The 25,183-nt window shown below is 42.4% G+C and carries 17 protein-coding genes; 9 read left to right on the top strand and 8 right to left on the bottom strand.

All coding sequences use genetic code 11. From position 1 onward, the window contains the following. Positions 1–129: 129 nt before the first annotated feature. The 4 genes from H6G03_RS28185 to H6G03_RS28200 all read right to left on the bottom strand — a co-directional run bounded on the left by H6G03_RS28185 (position 130) and on the right by H6G03_RS28200 (position 9,196). Complete coding sequence (locus tag H6G03_RS28185; RefSeq protein WP_190472063.1) at positions 130–1,044, bottom strand: hypothetical protein; 915 nt, start codon at positions 1,042–1,044, stop codon at positions 130–132. A gap of 19 nt (positions 1,045–1,063) precedes the next feature. Then, a complete protein-coding gene (locus H6G03_RS28190) occupies positions 1,064–1,840 on the bottom strand; it encodes a nuclease A inhibitor family protein (RefSeq protein ID WP_190472066.1) in 777 nt (258 codons plus the stop codon). Between the two features lie 4 nt (positions 1,841–1,844). Next, positions 1,845–5,978, bottom strand: coding sequence for a variant leucine-rich repeat-containing protein (locus H6G03_RS28195; RefSeq protein WP_190472069.1), 4,134 nt, complete (start codon positions 5,976–5,978; stop codon positions 1,845–1,847). A 128-nt stretch (positions 5,979–6,106) separates the two neighbouring features. Beyond that, a complete protein-coding gene (locus H6G03_RS28200; protein ID WP_190472072.1) occupies positions 6,107–9,196 on the bottom strand; it encodes a protein kinase domain-containing protein in 3,090 nt (1,029 codons plus the stop codon). A 718-nt stretch (positions 9,197–9,914) separates the two neighbouring features. On the opposite strand from H6G03_RS28200, the gene H6G03_RS28205 reads away from it, so the two are divergent. The 9 genes from H6G03_RS28205 to H6G03_RS28245 all read left to right on the top strand — a co-directional run bounded on the left by H6G03_RS28205 (position 9,915) and on the right by H6G03_RS28245 (position 21,732). After that, on the top strand, positions 9,915–12,812 hold the full coding sequence (locus H6G03_RS28205) for a HAMP domain-containing sensor histidine kinase (RefSeq protein ID WP_190472075.1): 2,898 nt from the start codon (positions 9,915–9,917) through the stop codon (positions 12,810–12,812). 97 nt (positions 12,813–12,909) lie between these two features. Then, complete coding sequence (locus tag H6G03_RS28210; RefSeq protein WP_190472078.1) at positions 12,910–14,061, top strand: hypothetical protein; 1,152 nt, start codon at positions 12,910–12,912, stop codon at positions 14,059–14,061. Between the two features lie 437 nt (positions 14,062–14,498). Beyond that, positions 14,499–15,488 (top strand): phytanoyl-CoA dioxygenase family protein, encoded by a 990-nt coding sequence (locus tag H6G03_RS28215; RefSeq protein ID WP_190472081.1) that lies wholly within the window; start codon positions 14,499–14,501, stop codon positions 15,486–15,488. Positions 15,489–15,773: 285 nt separating this feature from the next. After that, positions 15,774–16,361: a class I SAM-dependent methyltransferase gene (locus H6G03_RS28220; RefSeq protein WP_190472084.1), complete on the top strand. Its 588-nt coding sequence runs from the start codon at positions 15,774–15,776 to the stop codon at positions 16,359–16,361. A gap of 79 nt (positions 16,362–16,440) precedes the next feature. Then, positions 16,441–17,592: a 3-phosphoserine/phosphohydroxythreonine transaminase gene (serC, locus tag H6G03_RS28225; RefSeq protein WP_190472087.1), complete on the top strand. Its 1,152-nt coding sequence runs from the start codon at positions 16,441–16,443 to the stop codon at positions 17,590–17,592. Positions 17,593–17,600: 8 nt separating this feature from the next. Then, positions 17,601–19,007 carry a methyltransferase domain-containing protein gene (locus H6G03_RS28230; RefSeq protein WP_190472090.1) on the top strand — a complete coding sequence of 469 codons (1,407 nt, stop codon included), beginning with the start codon at positions 17,601–17,603 and terminating at the stop codon, positions 19,005–19,007. Positions 19,008–19,060: 53 nt separating this feature from the next. Continuing rightward, on the top strand, positions 19,061–19,531 hold the full coding sequence (panD, locus tag H6G03_RS28235) for an aspartate 1-decarboxylase (RefSeq protein ID WP_190472092.1): 471 nt from the start codon (positions 19,061–19,063) through the stop codon (positions 19,529–19,531). 79 nt (positions 19,532–19,610) lie between these two features. Then, complete coding sequence (locus tag H6G03_RS28240; RefSeq protein ID WP_190472095.1) at positions 19,611–20,717, top strand: TauD/TfdA family dioxygenase; 1,107 nt, start codon at positions 19,611–19,613, stop codon at positions 20,715–20,717. A 37-nt stretch (positions 20,718–20,754) separates the two neighbouring features. Further along, a complete protein-coding gene (locus H6G03_RS28245) occupies positions 20,755–21,732 on the top strand; it encodes a DMT family transporter (protein ID WP_190472098.1) in 978 nt (325 codons plus the stop codon). Positions 21,733–21,753: 21 nt separating this feature from the next. Here the strand turns inward: H6G03_RS28245 and H6G03_RS28250 are convergent, their stop codons facing one another. From H6G03_RS28250 to H6G03_RS28265, 4 genes are all read right to left on the bottom strand, one after another. After that, a complete protein-coding gene (locus H6G03_RS28250) occupies positions 21,754–22,293 on the bottom strand; it encodes a DUF937 domain-containing protein (protein ID WP_190472100.1) in 540 nt (179 codons plus the stop codon). Positions 22,294–22,370: 77 nt separating this feature from the next. Continuing rightward, on the bottom strand, positions 22,371–22,769 hold the full coding sequence (locus H6G03_RS28255; protein ID WP_190472103.1) for a response regulator: 399 nt from the start codon (positions 22,767–22,769) through the stop codon (positions 22,371–22,373). Between the two features lie 89 nt (positions 22,770–22,858). Next, on the bottom strand, positions 22,859–23,236 hold the full coding sequence (locus H6G03_RS28260; RefSeq protein ID WP_190472106.1) for a response regulator: 378 nt from the start codon (positions 23,234–23,236) through the stop codon (positions 22,859–22,861). After that, positions 23,211–25,154, bottom strand: coding sequence for a response regulator (locus H6G03_RS28265; RefSeq protein ID WP_190472109.1), 1,944 nt, complete (start codon positions 25,152–25,154; stop codon positions 23,211–23,213). Before H6G03_RS28265 ends, H6G03_RS28260 begins: the two co-directional genes overlap by 26 nt. Positions 25,155–25,183: the final 29 nt, after the last annotated feature.

Here is a 25,183-nt window from a genome sequence, read left to right on the forward strand (position 1 = left end):
TGTCAATTTTTACAATACATTTGTACTATCCGTGGGTAGCGATCGCACTCCTGCAAGTGCCTTAACAAAAGTTCATACAGTGTCGATTACTTTTGTCCGACTACTTACCACTTAGTTGAAGAATGTAGGTTAAGGATTATACTCAAATTCCAAGAGCGATCGCACTCCTAACCAATCCCCTGTCGGTGTTTGTCCTATTTCGTAATAGTAGCCAATATCCCAAAAACTGAGGTTATATATGGCCTTCTCGCCCAATTTTGTATTGAAAAACTCATTCAACTTCGGAATATGGTTGTATTCTTTTGAACGATATCCAACATTTGTTTTTTCTACAATCAGCATTCCCGCGCTTTGTAAAGCCACTTTAATTGCTACAGCTTTTTTGTTGGCAATAGCGTATACGATCTGATGTTCGTAGGTGTAGTTATAATCACCATAGTAGTAACCGTAAAGCGTAATTGGCGGAAGTTCCGAGATAATACTATGGATTTTAGATTGTAAGTCTAATTTGATATCAGTGGCTTCTGCTAACTCAAATTTTCGCTCTTTGGAACGACGATAACTTACTTGATCGGGAACAGTTTGAGATAAACAAAGCCAATTTCCATCATCGGTTTTACCAATTATGATATAAAAGCAATAATTTGGACGATGACGATCAAAATAGCTATCGTTTACCTTCGGAATACTCAATCTAAAAGCTTGCAAATCTCGCAACTCTGCTTTTATAAGTTGTGATAACTGTTGATATGATTCAAATCGTTTAGCTTCAATTTCCGCATTCCATTCATCCTCGCGTTCATTTCTAGGAGGTGCGTACTCATAATCATTTTTAGATTGATCTGTTGGAGTTCCCCAGCGTTCGACTGATTGCCAATGCGCGATCGCCACATCCACATCTGTCAAGCTGACAAAACCTTGTGCGATCGCTAAATTCCAAACATTCAATTCCCCTTGTACTTCCGTCTCCCAAACAAATATGCGAGATGGATGCCAAAGGAGGACTTCTAGCGTACCAAGGAGTTGTTCTGTTTCTGGTTTCATAATCAATTTCTCTCCAAATTTAATCCCAATAACCGCTAGTAGAAACTCCCAACCAATCTCCATTTAGAATTTGCCCAACAGCATAGATACCGCTTTCAATTACATAGGTTCGGAGTTGCTTCAGTTGGGAAAGCATAAAATTATTTAGCCTTTGATGCTTCAAACCAAAATATTTATAAGTTTGAATGTATTGCGATGAATTTAAAAGTTTAATTAAAACTTGTGTTTTAGATGGAGCAACTTCCCAAATTAACTCTTGATTTGGTTGTTCTTCTCTTTTTGTTAAAAATTCAAGTGCTTCAAGAAAAGGTTTAATTTGGGTTTTTATTTTTTTTGCTTCATCGCTGTAATAACCATCTTCTATACCGAAATAATCTCCAAATTTAGGAGTCCATATTCCATATTTGAGTGCTGTTATCCCAATCCAGGCATCATCGGCAGTTTTACCAACAATCATCTGGGACGCAAGGCTATCACAGCCCAAGTTATAAAACTCTAAGTCGGTTAAATGGGATGGCAATTCATCAATCAAGGTAATAGGTGGCTGATGTGTTTGACTGATGTTTGATGGTTGCTTTAATGCCTTTGCAGCACGTTGCCAAGCTTTGGTAAAATCTGGCAAATCTACAATTTGCAAACGATTTTTATAAATGAGGAAATTTACCAAATTAAATTCTCCTTGCTCTGCAACTTGCCAGACAAATGGTTCAATGGCAGCATCGCCTGCACTGCTGTACAATAAATCTTCTGTGATGACTTCCAAAGTTGCTAAAAGTTGCTCGGTTTTTGGATTCATAAAATTAGAAGTTTTCCAGATAAGATTTTGCAGTAGCTCGAACAATGCGGTTACAATCTCGTGCAAGTTGCTGACGGATTTCTACAGGACTAGATGGATTATCGGCGACGGCGTAGCGATCGCACCAAAATACAGATTGAGAACCTTGTCCGATCGCATCAACAGGAGTTAACGGGTGCAGGAGAGCCACAAAGCGCACAAATGCGTTAGGAGATTGGACGTATTCTGATAGTAATGTTGGTAAATCGTCGGTATTGGGATTGTAAATGCGGCTGAGTCCGCGTAATGTTGGGCTAGTTTGACGGGTGAAAGGTTGGATTACTAAATCTCGCAAAGATTCGCGAATTGTAGCTGGTGTATGAGGATTTTTGGCAACGGCGCGACGGACTTCGACTTTTTCATCTGGCGCGAGTTGTTCTAAAACGGATGGTGTAGTGTTGGGATTGGATGCGATCGCTTCTCTCACTTTTGCATCCACATCTTGACTGAGAAATTCCAAAGTATTCGCGGGTGTATTGGGATTGGTAGCTACTTTGTGACGAACGTATTCCTCTCGATCTGAAGCGAGAGTTTGCAAGATGGAAATCGGACAATTGGTAGAAGATGCGATCGTACAACGTACCTGTACATTTTCATCTCGTGCAAGTTGCTCCCAAAGTTCGGGAGTTGCGTTCGGATTATGTATCAAAAGACTGCGAATTTTTGGACTTGGATCGAAAGCTAACCTTGCCAAAATTTGGGAAGTCAAACTGGGATTGTAAACTAAAGATTCTAATACTTCTTCAGGTGTTCTAGGGCCAGAAAAATCATTGGGTTCTCGCCCTATTTCTTCTCCACCAGCAAACTCCCTTGCAGCCAGCATTTCCAAAACTGCAATAGGAGTATGGGGTTTTCCCGCAAGCATTTTGAGAATTTCATTATTTTCACCACTCCTCCTCGTGCTTTTGTTAGCATCGTTTGTTGTGGAAGGTGCATTAGCTTCACTTTCTATATATCGAGCAAGTAGTTCTAGCGCCGCAGGGGGAGTATTGGGATTTCCCGCTACGTTATGACGAATTGTATAGTCGGGGTGGGTAGCTAGTTGTTCTAAAATGTGAGGAGGCGTGTTGCGATTGGACGCTACTCTAGACACAGTGTAGATATAAGAGTCGCGAGATAGTTTTTCGAGAGCGCTAACTGGTGTATTGGGATGTGAAGCTACTTCATAACGTACTGAATAATTATTATGATTTGCCAATTGTTCTAAAGTGCTGGCAGGCATTTGAGAGCCTTGAACTGAATACTTGAGCAAATCGACTAATCTATCTCCACTCATCCGAGATGCTGCTTGAGCTAGCACATTACCAGGAGTTTTGGGATTGCGGATGTTCAAAATTCCTTCTTCTAAACCTAAACGTTCCAAAACTGCAACAGGAGTATTAAGATTAGCTATTAATTTATTCTTGACTTCGCGGCTAGTATCATTCGCCAACTTCATTAAAATCTCTACGGGTGTGTCAGAATTTTCTGCAACCGTTGCTCTTACCTTTTCAGATTCATCATTGGCTAATATTTCCAAAACTTGAACTGGTGTCTCTCTATGGGAACTTTTGTATGCCAGTCCGCGCCGTACAGAATCGCTGGGATCGCGTGTTAATTCTAAACGAATTTTTAACGGTAAGTTTTGATTGTCTAGCAATACGCTACGAACGGTTTCATCGGGATGTTTGGCGAGTTGTTCTAGAATGTGAACCGGAGTCAGGAAATTACGAGCAGCGTTGTAGAGAGCGTTGCGATCGCCACTTTTCAAAACTTCTGCCAACGCAAAAGGACTATTCGGGCGACGTGACATAAACTCGCGTGCTTTTGCATTTTCCTGATCTTGTTCTTTTTCAAGCACTAACCGATAGCGTTCCAAAATCGGTAAATTTCGATTTTTAGCTACCAAATCTAACATTGATAGATTACCATGAAGAGGGTCTTCGTCTGGTAGTTTGACAAATCGAATTAGCAAATCGGCAGGTGCGTTTGGATTTTCAGCGATCGTCCTCAATAAATAGTTATGTGGCTGAAGTTCATCAGCAATTCGTCTGAGTAAGGATTCAGGAGCAGCCGGATTTTTAGCAATTGCCTCTTTCTTACCTTGTTCTAGTAGCTGCTCTAAAATATCTAGGGGAGTGCGAGGATCTTTGGCAATTATATTTCCAGCAAGACCAAATGTAATGAGTTGCTGTAAATATTCCCGACGCTCTGCTTCTGGAATTGCTGGATTATAGGCAAGTGCCAAAAACACATCGCTATCTCTGTTATAATAATCATAACGATCGATCGAGTTTGATGGTCTAATTAGTTGATTTTTAAGAATTTCTCTCAACGTTGCTGGAGTTCTAGGATTAGCAACTAATGCGACACCAACAGAGCGCAAGTTGCTACTATTTTTGACATCGCTTTTAATCATTGCCAACGCATCAAAAATAGTTTCTATCGCTCGTTTGAGTTGTTCTGTAGATAATCCAGGTAGTATTCCACTCCATATTGACATCACTTGTTCGTCGTCGCTATCATTTATTAAATCATCTTTATCTGAAAACCTATTTAAGGTTTCTAGAACACTAGAACTTTGAATTATTTCCATCCAGCGATCGACATCAACTTTAATATTCGCTGGAGATAATACCTCTTGCTTCAGATTGAAAATAAGCCAATCGGCATTAGATTTGAACGAGTCTGCATTTGCTTCATGCTCTAATGCCAAAATTCCTCGAATTTCTCGCAATAGCTTTGTGTCATAAAACTCATTCCTTGCCATTGCTGCCAGAATATTAACAGGCGTGTTTGAATCTTCTGCAACTTTGACTTGAACTCGTTCGTCAGGATTGACCGATAGTTCTTCCAATAGTTGAATTTTAAGTGCTTCGGGCGTTAAAGAATTTTGGGCAACAGCTAACTTAACATCAGTATTCGGATATTGGCTCAATCGCTCTAAAATTTCTACTGTAACTTGTGGATGTTTGGCGATATCAGCTAAAAATTGAAGTGCATTTTCAATGTTGCTTTCCACAATTTTTATGGGCAGTGAGTCAAAATAAGCTATTTTATCTTTTCTAAATTCCTCTAGATCGACATTGGCTAATTCAACCAAAATCCAAGTAGGTGTATTCGGCTGTCCCGTTAAAAAATCTGGCAAATTATCTTCTTTCCAAATTGGCCCTTTTGTCGCTGCTTCTCTAAAAAATCGCTCTAAAATACTGGTTGGTAAATTCTGCCGCTTCCAAAAAATATGCTGCTGGATTGAAAATAGTTGATGCAGAATTTCTTCTGTTGCATTAGGATGTTCTGCTACTGCTTCTTGTATAGTTTTCTCTGAATATTCTGCCAAAACATCCAGCACATTTGCAGGTGTTTGCGGATTTTTGGCAACGGCTAACTGAATTTTGAATACAGAATCTCTGGCTAATTGCATCAAAGTTTCTGCCGGAGTGGAAGGATTTTGTGCCACTGCCAAACGAATCCACGCCCAGCGACTTTGCCCTAACATTGCCAGTTGTTCTGTATCGGTATTCCAATCAGTTGCAACGGTATGTTGTCCTTCTACCAACTCGATTAACCCAGGCGGACAATTAGAGTTATATTTCACCGCCAAGCGAATCGGTATTTCTAAATCGCCTGCCAATTGTTCTAATACTGCTAATGGCGTTTCTGGGGATTCCGCTACTTGCAATCTCGGTTCTAGAGTTGGTTCTTTTGCCAGTCTTTCTAACAGTTTGAGGCGATATCGTAAAGGTAAGTGAGGATTGCGAAGTCCTTCGATAAATCGTTCTGCTGGCACCCATTCGCTGAAAAAACAATCGGGAACTGGCCCAATTTTGAGCAACTCGACGGCAAGGCGATCGTTCTGTCCCAATTCAACGTTTTGCAACTCCGCGTCCAGCGCTTCCTGCCAGCCTTCTGTCAGTTCTCCCGCCCAATTAACGTGCAGCCGAGCGGCTTGGGCTACTTGCCGATCGCTACTGCGGGTGAGAACTTCGAGGAGGTGACGCGGTGTGGCGGGATCATTGGCGATCGCTAATTGCAATTCCCTTGTTTCTGAAGCTAATCGTTCGTTATCGTCCAAAAAACGCTGTAAATCGGCGGAATTCAGCGGCTCTGGTAGCGGCATAACTTATCCCTCGATAACAGAAGTCAGTACAAAATGTGCGATCGCCTTGGTATCCCCACAAAGCGGATTTGCTTTGTGAGATACCGTAATATAGTATATTTGTACTAAAAAATCAACTGTCGATCGATCTATTTATCAGACGCAGCACTTTTCAAACCTTTGCGTCGCATCCAGCGAAGGTAGATCAAAAGCAACACGAGTGCTAGCAAGTTACCCAAAATTTGGCCGGGTTCGGGTACTGCGTTGGGATCTGGTGCTTGGTTGGACGATCCTTGAGTGGGTGCTGGCGGTGGCGGTGGGGCAGCGGGTAGTGCGGCGGGTTTCGCCAAGCTGGGAGTTGATAGCTTAGCTTGTGCTTGTGGTTTCATACCTTCTGGGGTTTCCGCCGGCACTTGCACTTTTTTGGTATCTTTGGGATCGACTCGCACATCTTCGGAGACGGCGACAAAAGCGGTGTATTGGGAAAGCAACCGATAAGATAGGGCTGTGTCGGTAACGGCTTTGACGCCATTGGGGTTTTCGCCGCCGTACATTTTACTCATCAAATCTTTAATGCGGGCGCGTCCCCAAAGTTGCGCGATCGCTTCATTTCCTCCCCCATCAAATTCGATCGGCAAGGTTTTTTCATAGCGTTTGCCACCAGCAGCAATACCCGTAATTTTGACGTTGCCTTTAGTGCGATCGCCTTTGCGTCCAAACAATACCAGCGGTTCGTTCGCAAACAAATCCGGTGGTTTGAGAGGATAAATTTCTGGTGCTTTACCCGTACCTTGCCAGCTAACTTCGATATTCGTCAGTACGGGATTGTTGATTTCTTGGAAAAACTTTTCCACTACTTTTTGGGGCGCTTCGTTGGGCGCTAAGACTTTGGCCGTACCCCGTCCTTCTTCGGCGATGCGATCGACTAAAAAACGGTTCACGGAAGGGCCGACACCAAAACTATAAAGTCGATTTCCCGGTTTCAGATTTTTCTGCACTTCTGCAATAATGGCATTATCATCCCCGATCAAACCATCAGTAATTAAGACCACACTTCGCAGGCGTCCGTCCGGCGCAGGTGGGAAACTCAGCACCTTTTGGATGCCATTCATTAACTCTGTACCGCCGTTAGCATCGATGCGATTGATGTAATTAAGAGCTTTTTGTCGGTTTTGTGCTGTATTTGGTAAAGGTGTGGCAGATAATTGCTGAGCGGTATTGGCAAAGTCAATAATAGTAAAGGTATCGTTGGGATTTAATCCATTGATAAACCGCCGCATCAATTCCTTCGATTGCACAATGGGTCTGCCGGATTGAGAACCGGAGGTATCCATCAGAAATACGACATCTTTGGGTACAATTTCGTTGCTTTGATATTGCACCGCCGGGATTAAATAGGTGGCAAAGTGACCGCCTCTTTCGTCGGCTGAAGATAGGACTGTGGATTGAGTTCGATCGCCGGCGACTTGATAGCGCAAAATCAAATCTTTGTTGGGAATTGTCTTTTGTTTGGCTAACTGAACTCGCACAATGCGCCCATCTTGTACGGTAGCGATTTGGTGAGAGAGCGATCGCACATTACTTATCGGTACTCCCGCCTCAAGTTCGACGGTGACGCCGATATTTTGTCCGGAACGTCCGGTGGGGACTGTCGGCGGAGTAATTTTCGAGGCGTCTTTAACTAAATTTGTATTTCCGGGAATATAGCGTGGCCCGACAACCATCGGAAAGACGAATTCGTAATCGCCTTTAGTAAATTTCAGGCTCTCGGTGTAGCGAATCGTGACATTGATTTTTTCTCCGGGTTTGATGTTAGCTAAAGATTGGGTAAAAATATTATCTCGTTCTTGTTCTAGCAAACCGGCTGTTTTGCCCTGTGCTTTAGCTTGCTGATAAATTTGTTTCGCTTCTTCGCGTTTTTTAATCAGTCCTCGAATGATGCGATCGCCTACTTTAATTTCCATATCATCCACTGCCGCATCATCGGGAAGTGGAAAAACATAAACCGCTTCGATGGGGTTTTTAAACGGATTGGTAAAAGTTTGGGTTACTTCCACCCGCGACACATTTCCTGAAACTTTTGCCATTACTTCGGTATGTTGCAACGGGAAAACTTGCTGCTGTCCGTTGACCTCGGCAAATAAACCTCCTGTTTTAGGAGTTGTTTTATCATTTTCTGGTTGAGTAACTACCGGATAGTTGGGTGTAGAAACCTGTTGGGCTACAGGAGATAGCAACGCTCTCACTCCCGCAAATCCTAACAGCAGCAAAGCACTCGCCGCGATCCATTTCGGATATTTTCGTTTGGCGGTCAGCGATTTGGCATTCAAATCTTTGATGACTTCTGCTGCTGATTGATAGCGCCGCTTTGTGGCACTTTCCAGCATTTTGTCGAGGATGCTACCTAATTTGTTGCTAATTGGCGTTCTCAAGTAATGCCGCCACACCCAGGTGTCTTCACTTGTATCGCTCAAATCGAAAGGTGGCATTTGCGTGAGCAAATGGATACAAGTGACGCCCAAACTATATAAATCGCTGGCAAAAATAGCTTTACCTTTTACTTGTTCTGGGGCTGTGTAGGCAGCGGAACCAATTACTGTCCCGGTTTTGCCCAACATTGTTTCGGTGGTATATTTAGCTGCACCGAAATCAACTAAAACTAGCTGCCCATCTTTACGACTGCGAATGATGTTTTCGGGTTTGATATCGCGGTGAATGGTGTGATGGCTGTGGACAAATTGCAGCACTGGCAGCAAATTTTGCAGCAATTGGCGAATTTCGCTTTCGTTAAAAGGGCCTTTTTGTTGTAGTTCTTGGGCTAAATTTTCTCCATCGATAAATTCTTGCACTAAATATTGTTGGTTATTTTCCTCGAAATAAGCCAACAGTTCGGGAATTTGAGGATGGCTGTCGAGCGTTTTGAGTTGTGTTGCTTCTTGACGAAATAATTCTGTCGCTTTTTCCCGATTTTCTGTGCCTTGTTGTTGGGGAAAAAACTGCTTAATTACGTAGCGCGGTTGAGATGGTTTTGATTCATCTACGCATAAGAAGGTTCTGCCAAAACCTCCTTGACCGATCGGTTTGATGGCGCGGTAGCGCTCTTGTAGCAACAAGTTCGAGCTACAATTTTTGCACGCCAGTGCATTACTGGGATTTTCCGGGTGCTTGCAAGCGGGGTTGAGACAGTAGCACGGACGCTGGTTGTGGGCGGTGCTTTCTGATGGGGGAAAAGTAGCCATATCACCCATTTCCTATACCTTTGAGGTTATTCTAGCCAGAGGAATTTGCAAAGGGTAGATACAATATCAATTCTTCATCTTCCGCAAGATAGATATAAAGTTAGTTTAAATTTGGGGCCAATATTTCGCTCTCTTTTTTTACGAACTCGATCGAGACCCAGGTTTTCGATCGAGAAGAGGGGATTGGTACTAGACAAGGGCAGAGATTTGGTGTATACTTCTTTATAATGGGAATCCATTTAAAAATTTTGTTTAAAAACAGATTCCCATTATAAAGAATAAATCTCTATCTCGTTATTCATTAACATCACCACAGAGTTCTCCACAACTTGAACCAAATAAGGCAATTTTCCCATTTATCCTGTGGTGATAAATTAATTTTTTTTACTATGAATATTGTTTTCTTTCCTCCCCAACCCGCTTCCCCAGCTTAATGCGATTAATTATCATTAAGTCTCTTTTCTCTGTTTCTACTTTAGTTCACTTGTACTACTAAATGCCCTTTTGATTGATGTGTGACAGTTGCGGGTGCGGAATGTGGGTTCCAGTATACCTTTAAGCTATAGTTGTCGCCCCGTCAGTAGCGAATCGGCATATTAAATCCGCTAATATTTTTCTCATTCAAGTAAATAGTATAGTCAACCACAACCGCCAGCTTTCTTTGCATCAAGGCATGGGGATGAGTTGATTAGATCTGGTACAGTATTATGATTGCTTTATGACCGAAAGAGCAAGTTTACTTCAACGCTGCTATCAGGGCTGGGCAAACATTCCGATCCGAGTGTTGCTGACAGTTCCATTTATGTTGCAATTGGTGGGAGCGGTTGGGATAGTCGGTTATTTGTCCGATCGAAGTGGACAGCAATCAGTCAGGGAACTGGCAGACCAACTCACGCAACAAGTGTCGCTGCGGATTCACGATCGTCTCACCATCTACCTGCACACCTCCCAAGACGTTGTAGCCGCAAACTATTTGGCAGTACAGCAGGGAACTCTTGACCTAAAAAACTTTGAGCAGCTACAACAGCAATTTTGGCAACAAGTTACCCTTAACCCCTTAATCGAAGGTGTCCTCTTTAGCAACGAGGAAGCAGAAGTCATTGCTTATGGTCGTTTTCAGAGTGAAGAAATTGTCAAAGAATCGGAAAAAGTTACTGGGGAAAACTTGTCGGTTGGTATGCCTTTTTTCTATAGCTTGAAAAGTAACGATCTCGGTAAACGGAAATATTATTTGGTTGACCTCAAAGGCAATCCTCGCAAACTCATCTATACCTTCAAGATTGATAACCGCATAGCTCCTTGGTATCGCTATGGTAAAGCTGCTCGTCAACAAACTTGGTCGCCCATTTGTGTTTACAAGATTTTACCGACTTTAGGAATTTACGCCCTCGCTCCCATCTACGACGCTACCGGAAAATGGCGGGGGGTTTTTGCTTCTGATTTTACCCTGGCTGCACTCAATACCTTTCTGAATCAGCTAAAATTCTCACCCTCTGGACAGACTTTTATCATGGAGCGTTCTGGCAATTTGGTTGCCACATCTACCCTAGAGATACCCTTTGTGAAGCCAGCTTTAGGGGAACCAACGCGATTATTAGCGGTAAATAGCAAGGATACCCTAACACGAGATATTGCTCGGCAACTTACCCACAAATTTGGCAACTTGAGTACCCTGCAAACAACCCAACAATTGACGCTGATGAGTAACCACGAGCGGCAGTTTGTCCGGGTGACTCCTTACCAAGATCGATATGGTTTGGATTGGCTGGTGGTGGTGATCGTTCCCGAATCCGATTTTATGGCAGACATTCATGCTAATACCCAGCGAACCTGGCTTTTATGTGGGCTGACTCTATTGGTGGCAGCAGGGACAGGAATGTTGAGTGCGCGTTGGATTGCCCGACCTATTTATCGATTGCAGCAAGCCGCAGAAGCTCTTGCCGAAAGACAGTTAGATTATCCAGTTGAAATCTCTGGAGTCGGTGAAGTAGCAAGGCTGACGATCGCTTTTCAACGGATGGCGCATCAGCTTAAAACGTCGTTTCGATCGCTGCAAGAGAGCGAACAACGATTTGAGCATCTTCTGCACAACGTTCCAGTGGGAATCAGCGTTTTTGATAGCACCGGAAATCAAATTTTACTCAATCAACTCGGTGAAACTATTTTAGGGCGAGGAAATCTTCCTAACTTGTCCCTTGAAGAACTATCCGCAGCCTATCAAATTTATCAAGCAGGAACTAATCAACTTTATCCTGTAGAGCAGTTGCCAGTTACACAAGCACTGCGAGGCGAGACAACTTTCGTAGATGATATGGAAATCGAAGTCAAGGGTGAGCGAGTAGCCCTGGAGATTCATGCCATTCCGTTTTTCGATGCAGCAGGCAATCTTCTCTATGCTATTCTTGCCTTTCAAGATATCACGAAACGACGACAAGCCGAGCGGATTTTAACCGATTATTCCAGAGAGCTAGAACACCAAATTGCCGAACGCACCCAGGAACTCCAACGCAGTGAAGAACGGTTTCGCAGCGCCTTTGAAGATGCTCCTATCGGCATGGCATTAGTAGCGCTTGATGGTCGATTCATTCGCGTCAATCGATCGCTTTGTCAAATCCTGGGTAACAGTCAAGAGGAATTGCTGACCAAAACTTTTCCAGAAATTACCCATCCTGATGATGTGGCAACGAATTTAGAGCAAGTACAAAGAGCGATCGCAGGTGAAATTAACATCTACCAAGTGCAGCTGCGGTATTTGCATCAACAAGGTCATATTGTCTGGGCTTTGGTGAATGTATCGGTTGTCCGAGATAGCCGAGAATATCCTATTTACTTTATTGCCCAAATTCAAGATATTAGCGATCGCTATGCGATCGAACAAATGAAAAATGAATTTATCTCCATTGTCAGTCACGAACTACGAACCCCGCTGACTGCGATTCACGGTTCTCTCGGCATCTTGGAATCGGGAATCTATCACAACAATTCTGAAAAGTTTAACCATCTGATTTCAATTGCCCTCAATAATAGCGATCGACTGGTGCGATTGGTGAATGATATCCTCGATTTAGAGCGATTGGAGTCGCAAAAAACCGAGTTGGTGAAGGAAGCTTGCGAGGTGACGGATCTGATCGAGCAAGCCGTTGAAACTGTGCAGCCTCTAGCGGATACTGCCAAAATCCATCTCGATTGGACACCGCTTGCTGTCTCGGTATGGGCTGCACCAGACGCGATCGTGCAAACCTTAACCAACCTGTTGAGCAATGCCATCAAGTTTTCGCCTGCGGGTAGTACAGTGTCGGTAAAGGCAGAGGTTATCGAAGCGAAGGATTCAAACAGGGAGAAAGTCAGGGAGAACACCCATACCTCACTACCTTATATTCTCTTTTCTACTTGCGATCGCGGACGAGGGATTCCTGCGGATAAACTCGAAACAATTTTTGGTCGATTTCAGCAGGTGGATGTACAAGATTCCCGACACAAGGGAGGAACGGGGTTAGGACTTGCTATTTGCAAGAGTATAGTTCAACAGCACCAGGGACAGATTTGGGTAGAGAGTCTGTGGGGCACAGGAAGCACCTTTTATTTTACCTTACCCGTTCAGCCACCAGCGGAATGATCGAGAGAATGGGAAATTTTCTCCTTCTCATTTATTTCTTATATTTTTCCTCTAGCTTGCTTAGTTGATAGACCTTCTTGAGTAAGAGGACAATGTAATGTTGACAAGCGAGCATTCCAAAAGATTAGCTTCCACTAAAACCTTGCCAATAGTTAACAGCTACAATGAATGGGACACCCTGCAAGAAATTATTGTAGGTCGCGTTGAGGGAGCCTGTGTTCCTCAGTTCGATGCTACAATCAAAGCCAATACATACCCTAAAAACTGGTGGTTTTTCCAAAAATATGGCGGTCGTCCATACCCTCAAGAACTGCTAGAACCAGCATCAAAACAATTGAATGAGTTCTGTCGGGTGTTAGAAGGAGAAGGCGTAACCGTAAGGCGACCCGATATTATCGACTTTTCTTCTAGCTATAAAACTCCAGACTTTGAAGCCACAGGTCTGTATGCCGCCATGCCACGAGATATACTAACCGTTATCGGAAATGAGATTATTGAAGCACCAATGGCGTGGCGAGCGAGGTTTTTTGAATACCGAGCTTATCGCTCTTTAATGAAAGAATATTTGAAACAGGGCGCTAAATGGACGACTGCTCCCAAACCTTTGATGAGCGATGAATTGTACGACTTTGACTATCCCATAGAAACTGTCGAAGATCGGCACGAACTGGCAGAACTTGGGCGTTTTGTAACAACTGAGTTTGAACCTTGCTTTGATGCTGCTGATATTACTCGCTGCGGACGAGACTTATTTGTTCAGCGCAGTCAAGTTACGAATAAACTAGGCATTACCTGGCTCAGAAATCATCTTGGCGATCGCTTTCGGGTTCATACACTGAAGTTCCAAGATCCGAACCCAATGCACATAGATGCCACATTTGTCCCCCTAAGACCCGGATTAGTTTTAACCAATCCCGACAGACCTTGCTATCAAATCGACATCTTTAAGAAAGCCGGATGGGATGTTGTGACAGCAGTGCAACCCACTCTTCCTGATAACTGGCCACTCTATATGTCGAGTAAGTGGTTGTGCATGAATATCTTGATATTAGATCCCAAGCGGGTAATCGTGGAAAAGGACGAAGAACCAATGCACAAATTCTTCAAAAATTTAGGATTTGAAGTCATTCCGGTTGCTTTTCGTCATGTCTATACTTTTGGCGGTTCGTTTCACTGCGTCACCTGCGATATACGACGAGACAGCCAACTTGAAGAGTACGGATTTGACAATCCAATTGACGAGGATTAAGGATTTGCTTCGAGACTGTTAACTTAGGGTTCGCTCATTTGAAAGTCAGTTAGAGAAATTGGGCAAATCTTGGTTGAAGCCATACCACCAAAGGGAATGATCGAGAGAATGGGAAATTTTGTCTTTCTCATATATTTCTTATATTTTTCCTCTACCTTACTTAGTTGATAGACCTTACAGTTTATTTACGAAACTTCTCAAGCGGGAATCATTGGAGTAGCCAGACATGGCACTAGAGGAGGATGTCGGGTTAGTCTTTTCGTTCTGAACATCAATGTTTCTACAGCGGTTTCTAACTCTGTGTAGTACAGTTTTTTAATTTTAACCACAGATGAAAACAGATGAACACAGATAAACACAGATGAGTTTGTATTACACGGAGTCCGAAACCGCTGTATGACCTTAGCGATCGCCAACACATATCTAGAGATAACTTTATGAAATCATCCAGTAACCAGAACTCATACCTTCCCAGCGCCAATGCCAAGACTGATAGCATAGATGAAGCTTGGACAGGAACCAACGAACAGTGGTGGAATTGGTATATTTCATTGGCTGACAATAGCCAACAACCAGTTGCTCCAGAGAAATTAATTGTTCAACCCGAACAAGCTCAAAACAAAGTACCAACCATTGAAGAACTTCGTAAAGAACTCGCCAAGCCTTTTCCTATTTCAGACACTCAAATTCAACAATTTCAAACGGACAGTTATATAAAAATCAAAAATGTTCTCAGTCCCGAAGCCCTGTTTTTGCTCCGAAAAGAATTGAAGAAACTGTTCGAGCAGTATAATCCACCCGATCCGGCTCGACAATTCAGTAGTCGAGAATTGCTGTGGCTCGAAAGTGAAATCGCTAGGGAGTTTGTGTTCAGCAAAAAATTGGGTCGGCTGGCAGCAGAGTTGTTGGGAGTGGCAAGCGTTCGGGTCTACCATGATGACTTTTTGTGCAAAGAGACAGGATGTGGCCGTACTCCCTGGCATTACGATAGTCAACATTACCCCATTGCCAGCAATAATATTGGTACAATGTGGATTCCGCTGCAATCGACTCCCAAAGAAATGGGATTGCTGGAGTTGGCGAAAGGAATGGAAGTTTACAAGCTCGTCAGAGAAATCCCATTCGATAAATTTTCTCAAAATCATGACCGGGCCATATCCGAAATGCTTCAATCTCGTGGCATCGCGATCGATCGAGAACCCTTTGAGCTTGGGGAGATCAGCTTTCACCATTGTTTGAATGTGCATGGGGCGGGTGCCAATCATACCACCCAGCAGCGTATAGCTTTTGGGATCAGCTATTTTGAAAATGGAGCTTGTGTCGTTGATGCTCCAAAGCTGATTTCCGGCGATTGGCAAAAGTTTATGCCAGGAGTCCAGCCATCAGAGCCTATCTCCAGCTTTTATAATCCGATTGTTTACCCGTAAATTTGGCCCGACCTTATTGATACAGATTGCATATCAATGAGTATTTTTCCATATTGCCCAAATTCAAGATATTAGCGATCGGTATGCGATCGGGAAAATGGGAAATTTTGTCTTTCTCATATATTTCTTATATTTTTCCTCTATCTTGCTTAGTTGATAGACCTTGCAAATATCTTCTTAATTAAGGACTTCATCAGGAATATGGAAAGTACAAATATTTACGAATAGGACAAAGGTCTGGCACTTCTTGACTATCAGAATTATCCTGAAGCGATTCAAGAATATATGGCACTGGAGGAAGCTTTTTTATTCAAGCATTTGCAAGGAGCTAAAAGTCTGCTAGAAATAGGCTGTGGAGATGGTCGCTATCTGAAGATGCTTGCCCCATTTGTGGGAGAAATACTTGGCATTGATTATGCTGAATATCTGGTCAATGTTTCCAGAAAAAGAACCAATAATTGGCATAATGTTGATGTGATTCATGGAAATGCTAAGGATTTACCATCTCTTCTGTCTAAAACCTATCAATTTGCCACTTTAGCTTGGAATACCATTGGTAATATGCCACCAGAAATTCATCCAGATGTGTTTAGGGGGCTGAGTCAATGGGTTGAAGAAAGAATTTTTATTTCCACCTATCAATGCAGTGATGCCGTCATGCAGGAAAGATTGAAACTTTACAAAAATTGTGGCTACAAAGTAAATAGTATTAATGGAAATAAGGTAATTATGGAAGATGGACAACATACTGCTTATGCTTATCCAATCAACTATTTTCAAGAGTTACTGGAGTCTAATCATTTCTCAATGGAAACTTACGATCTAGGTTTTTGTGGGGTAATGATTGTAGGAACTAACCAGAATTTTAGTTAAAAATTCCGATGAATTTTTAACTAAAATTCACCTAAATAGCTTGTAATTAATCAGTTGCTCCCAAAAAGTTATCAAAAATATGATATTATCCCCAAAAACTCAAGTAAAGAAAAACTTTTCCGATGGTCGGGCGATCAACTTTTATGCTGGCCCTGGTGCTATCCCTTTACCCGTTCTGGAAAGAGTTCATGCAGAACTGTTTAACTTCAATGGTACAGGGATGAGTGTGATGGAATTAAGCCATCGCAGTGATGAGATTCAATTTATCATTGATGATAGTGCTGAACGCATTAAGAAGTTGATGGGTTTAGATGATCAATTTGAGATTATCTTTCTCCAAGGTGGAGGATCGTTGCAATTTCTCATGGTTCCCATGAATTTCTCTCAACCCGGCGATCCAATTGATTATATTGATACGGGATATTGGACAGGAAAAGCGATTCGCTCTGCACAAAGTTTAGGGAGAGACTTAAAAATTATCGCTTCATCATCTGATTATAACCACACCTCTGTTCCCAACTTAAATCAGATTCATACCCGTCCAGGTGCTAAGTTTCTTCACCTTTGTAGCAACAACACCGTTGTTGGTACTCAATTTCATAGCTTTCCAGAAATTCCGATTCCGGTGATTGCTGACATGAGTTCCGATTTTATGAGTAAGCAGATTGATGTTAGCAACTTGAGTGTTATTTACGCCCATGCTCAAAAAAATGTTGGACTGGCTGGGACTACTATTGTCTTAATTCGCAAAGAAATGTTGACCAAAATTTGCGAAGGGCTACCTGAATTTTTCGACTACCGCACCCATATTAAAAGCAAGTCTAATTATCATACTCCGCCCTGTTTTTCAATTTATATCACTTGGCAGATTTTACGATGGATTGAAGAAGATATCGGGGGACTGGAAAATCTAGAAAAAATTAATCAGAAGAAGGCTTCATTACTTTATGATTTTATTGATTCAACGTCTTTATTTCATTGTCCGGTAGAGCCATCTTCCCGTTCTCAAATGAATGTGGTTTTTACAATTCCAAATGAAAGCCTAGAAAAACAGTTTATTTACGAAACTTCTCAAGCGGGAATCATTGGAGTAGCCGGACATCGCACTAGAGGAGGATGTCGGGTTAGTCTTTATAACGGTGTCACCCTAGAAGCAGTAGAAAGGCTGATATTCTTTATGAATAAATTTGCCAAGCAGCACTCGACCTCAGTAACTCAAGTTATTATTTAGGTAAAAAAATGAAATTAAAAAAATTCACCGAAGCAGAAACCGAAGCATTTTACGATAGTGAAGATAGTCTCTATCGAAGTTTTTGGGATGAAGAAGGCAGTCTCCATTGGGGGTATTTTGACAACTTAGAAGACTCTCAGCCCGAAGAGTTTATTAAGGCTTGTCAACGATGGAATCACTATATGCTCGAACAGAGCAAAATTGATGCCTCTTCCAAGGTGTTAGACATCGGTTGTGGCAATGGTAATACTGCGATTTGGCTGGCGCAACAAACGGGTTGTGAAGTTGTTGGCATCGATCTAAGCGGTGTGCGGGTTAATAATGCTCAAGAGAAAGCTAAAAATTATCCTCACCTAAATATTTCCTTCGAGAAAGCATCTGCCACTAGCTTACCTTATGACGATAATTCCTTTACCCATGTTTGGAGTCAAGCCACAATTTATCATATCCCACAAAAGGAGAAAGCCTTAGAAGAAATTCAGCGAGTTCTTCAAGAAGGGGGAATATTTCTCTTTGATGATTTGATAACGCCTATCCCAGAAATTAGCCCTTCGGGTTGGCAATATGTTTACGAAAGATTACTTTTTGAACCCACTTTTAGCTTTGAGAGTTATGCAGATTTCCTCAGTCAGTTAGGGCTGTTGGTTGGAAAAAAAGTAGACTTGAGCGACCACCTAAAAAAAAGCTATGAATTGCTCTCTCAACTGGCTTTAGAAAAATATCCAGATTTAAGTATGGCATATCAAAAAATGTGCGAAGCTATTGATAAAAGGGAGTTAGGATGGGGATTTTATCTTTGTACAAAAGTTAGCGATCGCTTAACTTGGATTTACGAAACAAACGATCGAGAAACCTTACGGAATAAGTACAATGCCTGGGCGAGAATCTACGATCGAGAATTAGATAAATCCTATCGGGTTTCTCCGATTAATTCAGCCCAAACTTTAGCCCAATTCTTGCCGCATAAAGATGCAATTATCCTCGATGCGGGTGCAGGTACAGGAATGGTTGGAGAAGCGCTGGCCGAACTTGGATATACCCAAATTGTAGGAATCGATCTTTCCGAGGAAATGCTAGAAATTGCTCGAAAAAAACAAGTTTATCAGGATTTATATCTGGGAAACTTAGAAGACGAATCCCTAAAAATATTTTACAAGGAATTTTTTGATGCTATTATTTCTGTAGGCGTTTTCACCTTTGGTCATGCTCATCCCCAAGCTTTAAACAATCTATCTTCTTTGTTAAAGTCTGGAGGTTATTTTCTCCTAACAGTGCGAGAAGACTACTACAACACTAATGAATCTTTAAAACAGGTGCTAGAAGAGTTGTCATGGCGTTTAATTGAGCGAAAGAAATTTAATGCCTTTGAAGTAGAACCCATGTATGCTTTTCTGTGGCAAAAACCTAACTCTTGACACCAATTTGCACAATCCAATCCCAACTATCGAAACAAAATTGAGGAGAAATTATGGCTACAATTAAACTGATGCACGCCAAACTTCATCGAGTGCGGGTAACAGAGGCTAACCGTCATTATGTGGGTAGTGTCACCATTGACCAAGACTTACTGAAACAAGTCGGTATTTTGCCTTTAGAAGAAGTGGAAATTGTTAATATTGACAATGGAAATCGCTGGTCAACTTATGTTTTACCAGGAGAATCTGGATCGGGTCAAATTTGTCCCAATGGTGGCGGAGCGCTATTGTGTCAAGCTGGAGATACTTTGATAATTTGGGCGAATGAACAACGCGATCGCTCTGAAGTTTTGCAGTATGGACATGAAGCGCGGGTACTGATCGCCGATGAAAATAATTGCCCTCAAGAAGTGTTCTATCAAACATTAATCCCCAAGGGAGAAACCCTGGAATACAACGGTTATCAAACCATAAACGGGAAAGAATCCCTAAAAGATAAATTAGAGGTGTTGTTAAAATCCTAAAATCAGCCCGAAAAACCGGATTTCTAAAGTGGGCAACCAGCCCACAAAACCTCAATTAACTAAACTATCATTCATCACAATGTTCAACCATAATTATCTCACAGTTGAAGATAAACGCTTTCATTACATTTGGTTACGCGATAATTGCCTTTGTCCCCAGTGTCGCCATCCCACTTCTTTCCAGAAAATTCATAATATTAGCGATCGCACCACTCCCCCCAAACCTTTATCAGCAGAATTAGGGAAAGAAGAATTAACGATCGACTGGGACGAAAACCCATCTCATCAGAGTATTTTTCCCCTCTCTTGGTTGATGATTCATGCTTACGATCAACCCCATCGTCGGAGAGAAAAGGGGAAAGAGGAAAAAATTCTCTGGGACAAAAGCGGAATTGAAGCTTACTCACTCCAGTATCATGATTTTCCCAATTGCGATCGTACCTCCTGGGTTAAGGAACTTTTCCAGCTAGGATTTACTTTCCTAGAAAACATGAAATTAGAGGAATTAGCGCCTTTTCTCGCCGACAACATCGGGCCGATATATCACACCGAATACGGAGCTTTTGCTCCGGTAAAATTCAAACCAGGGGCGAATGATTTAGGAGAAACGGACTATCCCCTATCACCCCACACCGATTACCCTTATCGGTATAATCACCCCTTGCTGGTCTGTTTTTACATGGTAGAAAATACGGTAATGGGTGGAGAAAGTGTTCTAGTCGATGGGTTTCGTATCGCTCAAGACTTTCGTAAAGATCATCCAGACTACTTTCAAATTTTAGCCCAAACCCCGATCCAATTTCAACAGTTTTACACAGAGTTTCAATATTATTACCAGCGCACACAAACCCTCTTAAAACTTGATTATCAAGGAGAAGTAGAGGAGATTACCTTTGGTCACTCCCATGTCTATAATTGGGATCTACCATTTGAAGAAATGGAAGAATTTTATGCAGCTTACTCGGCATTTTTCCGTTATCTCGAAAATCCCGATTACCAATACTGTATCCGCCTGCAACCTGGCAATTGTTTGTTAATGCAAAACGCGAGAATTCTTCACGGACGTAAGGCTTTCAGTACTAATTCCGGTAGCCGACATCTTGAGGTAGTTTATTTGTCTTGGGACTACTTTACGGGACGGCATAATTTTGAGCAGCATAAGCATCTTTACTTGAGCAACAATTAGATAGCTCCAGTTGATATTGCATGATTACAGGTAGTTTATGATAAAATTTGTTCTAGAAACCCACAAACACACTCTGGGTTTTGTGTTAATCCTGATTACAGCTTTATGTTTGGGAACTGGGCCTGCGGTAATCAAGGAGGTGATTGTTAGCCTTTCGCCAGCTACACAATTCGCACTTCGTTTCACAATTGCGGCAATAATTCTTACCCCGTTTGTTCGTAATCTGAATCTAAATTTACTCCGTGACGGGGCAATTCTCGGAGTGTTACTTTTTGTGATTTTTGCTACGGGAACTCTTGGATTGGAAACTGCCTATGCCAACCAAGCTTCTTTTATCTTCGGTCTCAACACGATCTTTGTCACCCTGTTTGAGCTACTGTTTCGCAAGCGCCTATCCATAAGGATGATACTAGCAGCGATTCTGGCTTTTACCGGAATTGGGGTGATGTCTTGGCAGAGTGGGGAAGCTCTGATGGGCGACTTTTGGTTGTTGGCATCTGCCCTTAGTGATGCCGCTTATATCATTGTGCTGGAGATATTTTCGCCACACCACTCACCCATACCATTGGTGACAATTCAGCTTTGGGTTGTAGCATTGTTAGGCATATTGTGGGCTGCTCCCGAAATAATAGAAAACATTGAGGCAATTCAAACAAGTTTAGGTCTCCTAATCTACCTTGGCGTAGTTGCCACTGCCCTAGTAATTTTATGCCAAACACTTGCACAGCAATGGACATCTGCCCAGGATACGGCAATATTCTTGGCTCTAGAACCTGTTTTCGGGGCAATTTTCGCATTTTTGCTCCTCGGTGAAACCTTTTCTACTCGCAGTTTCATTGGTGCCGCAATGGTGCTAGTTGGAATAATTCTGATTCTGATCCGTCCTAAAATTGACTCAAGTGATTCAGCACTCCCGCAATTACAAGAAAGCACGGTTACAGATGTTACGGTACTAAAAGGTGAAGTTTTGATAGGAGTGCTAAGTACTGAGGGGGAAATTGAGAAGTTGGTTTAATTTTTTTCGATTGCCAAGAAGTTACCTTTTATTATCGGATCTTAGAGAGGAATTAAGAAACGACTCGGCAGACTGCAAAACATCACCGAGAACTAACTCTGTATCGCGATCGACAAAAGCACTGAGAACAGAATTGGAACTACTTACTCCAGGTTTACTGGCACCCATATACAATAGCCCCATCACGGCAGTCATAATTGTGGGCAGGATGCCTTGAAGCCTGTTTGCACTGATACCTGTTTTTTGAGAAATACCTTGAACAATCTGCTGATGCAACTGTGGTGAAATAAGCAGGTGGATAGTCGCTGCGGTTGTTTCTGCATCTGTCATTTGAGCAATCAAATTCTCTAACGACTTGTCACCCATCATTCTCTGCTGGTGTTGCAAGACGGGACGGAGAAATCTGCCCAACGCTGTGATTATTTCTTGCATCTGAGCAGACTCAATTCCTCGCTTAGTCGCCACTTGATTAAGTGTATTGAATATCATTTCAAGTTGTTCCATGCTGCCTTGCCGATCGGGATTATGAATGGCATTAAGTACATTAAGGAAGAATTCCATTTTTCCAATTTATTAAAGGGTTATTGTTAGCGAATGATGCACCTTCATAAACAAGAAATAAAATCTTCAGAAATCGCTCAATCAATAAATTCAGAACCTAGACTCCAGTTCAAAATTCCAGCCACTTGAATCGGTAAAGTCATGGCATTAAATGGTTTAGCAATCACCCCGGCGATTTGCCAAGCTGGTAATTGATTCAACAAAAAGTTTTTGGCCTTTGCCGTAATAAAAATAACTGGAATAGCTGGAATCAATGGGTCATTTTTAATTTTTTGAATAAAAGCGATACCATCAGTTTCTAAGTTTGGTGTATCTAGAAGAATGGCATCCACACGCTCAATACACAGCTTTTCTAAGCCTGCTTGTATAGAAACCACAGATATAACCCGCCAACCACCAACACTGCTTAAGCAAATCTGCAAAACTTCTCGAACAGAAACCTCATGGTCAATGAGCAAAATCTGCTTATGAGACATAAAAGAAACTACTTCAGTCTTAGGTTTTTTTTTAAAATAGCTTAGAAATATAAGAAATAGATGAGAACAATAGAACTTCAAGATAGTCTCTAAATATTCCACCCTAAAATTTCAGCTACCTGTTTCCAGACTTGTCTTGAATTGAAAGGCTTAATAATCACTCCGGCTACCCCCATTGTAGCAAAGCGACGGCGATCGCTAGGCAATGCTTTAGCCGTCAGCAAAATAACTGGTATCATCTGAGTCTGTAGATCGGCTTGTAGCTGCTCAAAGCACTCAAACCCGTCCATCTCTGGCATTGATATATCGAGAATTATGGCATCAAAAGGTTTTGTCTTCGCTTTGAGCAAGCCTTCGCTGCCAGACTCCCCCTGCATCACTTGCCAACCACCAAAGCCTTCCAGGGACATCTGGATCACGTCTCGAATGTCCGCTTCATCATCAATCACCAGGATATGTTTTGTCATTGTTTGTCAAATAATTTAAATCCAATTCGACTGCTTGGGATAATGGCTTACTCCGGCTGATTATCCGTGTCACCAACTCTGCCTCAACCACAGGTTTCCCCAGCACATCATTGGCTCCAACAGCATAAGCTCGCCGCATCGATTCATTGTCTGTGTGAGCAGTGACTACTAGAATGGGGAGTTGGCTATACCTGGGATCTTGGCGCACGACTCGGCAAAGCTCTAGCCCATTATAAGTCGGCATCTCCAGATCTAGTAGTAGCGCAGCAGGATGAGTTGTTGTGAACAACGCCCAGAATCGATCGGGTTGAGCAAGACAAATTACCTCGAATCCTTGCGATCGCAGCATCTGTGCTAGGGTGTCTAGCATAACTGGATCGTCATCAACAACCATCACCTTTGTTTCTAATGGTTCTATAGTTGGCAGTGGAGGTAATGCCTGGATAAGTGCCTCAAAGACTTGAGTAGATGTGACAGGTGGCGACAGATATTGCTCTACTCCCAAACGGGCAACTGCGACGCGCTCTTCTAAAGAGTCTTTTCCTGATAGGATAACGATCGGAATAGTTGGATAATCTGCTTTTAATGTTTGCAATAGCGTCAAGGGATTATCCGCCCCATCACCATCAAGAGCCAGCAGAATTACTTCTGGTGTGGTTTGTGTTAATCGATGTAGCACTGTTGAGCGATCGGCGACTTCTATCCTCAGTCCCCATCGTGCAGCTTCCTGCGATCGTATTTTGGTGAATGCAGCATCACCGACCATCGCCAGCACCAGAGAATTGGAACACAACTCTTGATTTGATGGTGTAGGGGGGAGTGCTATCTCTTGCTTTAAATCAGCTAGCAGTTGTGAGAAGCGAGTCGTTTGCCGTTCTTTTAGTAATGAATTGTTTTTGAGGAGATGTTCGATCGAACGAGCAATCTCCGATCCTTTCGGGTAACCAAACGTTCCCAGTCCACCTACTAACTTATGCGCTTCTTCTCTGCCATACTCCTGTTGTTTTGGACTCAACTCCTGTGTCTGTAGCGCGACTTCGATTTCCTCCAAGACTCTCATCCTCTGCTCCAAGGACAATCTAAATCTTTCTTGTACAGCATCCTCTGAAACTAACATAATTTCTGGCAGATCCCCGACTTCTGACTCAGATTCATACCCTGGCAATCTAGATTTCAACAAAGAAGTCGGGGATCTGAGCAGCACAGTTTCCTTTTCCCCTTTAGTTTCCTGCACCTGCATCTTCGGTGCTGCTTTAAGCCGATATCCTAACCCATGAACTGTCTCGATCGCTTTTTGATTAATTCCTGCGGCTTTTAACCGACTTCTTAAGTCTTTAATCAAAGTTGTGACGGCAGCTTCCGAAGGCAATTGGTCGCTCGACCAAAGCCGATCGATAATAGCATTGCGGCTAAAAATGCGCTCTTGGTGTCGCAGAAATAGTTCTAGCAGCGTGTACTCTTTCGGTCTAAATGTGATTTCCTGCTGCTTATACGTTACTTTCATCAAAGTCGGATCTAAACACAAATCCCCCCAACTTAAGACGGTTGCAGTTGCATTATTTCCACGGCGCAACAATGCTCGTATCCGTGCCAAGAGTTGATTGGGATTAAATGGTTTGATGATATAATCGTCTGCTCCAGCATCCAGCCCTATGATGACATTCTCATTAGAATTTTGAGCTGTAAGCATCAGAATGGGAGTTTGATTACCGAGTGAGCGCAGTTGACGACAGAGGCTAATTCCATCCAGTTTGGGAATTAATATATCGAGCAAAATCAAATCGTAATCCCACTGCATTAACAACTCCAATGCCAATTGCCCATCGCTCGCTAAATCGACTGCATAACGATGGGCTGTGAGAGTCATGTAGAGCATCGCTGCTATTGATCGATCGTCCTCAACTAATAGAATTTTCATTGGGGTTAAAATAACAACTAACTTTGATG

It is taken from the genome of Aerosakkonema funiforme FACHB-1375 (genome assembly GCF_014696265.1).
In the GTDB taxonomy this organism is placed as follows: domain Bacteria; phylum Cyanobacteriota; class Cyanobacteriia; order Cyanobacteriales; family Aerosakkonemataceae; genus Aerosakkonema; species Aerosakkonema funiforme_A.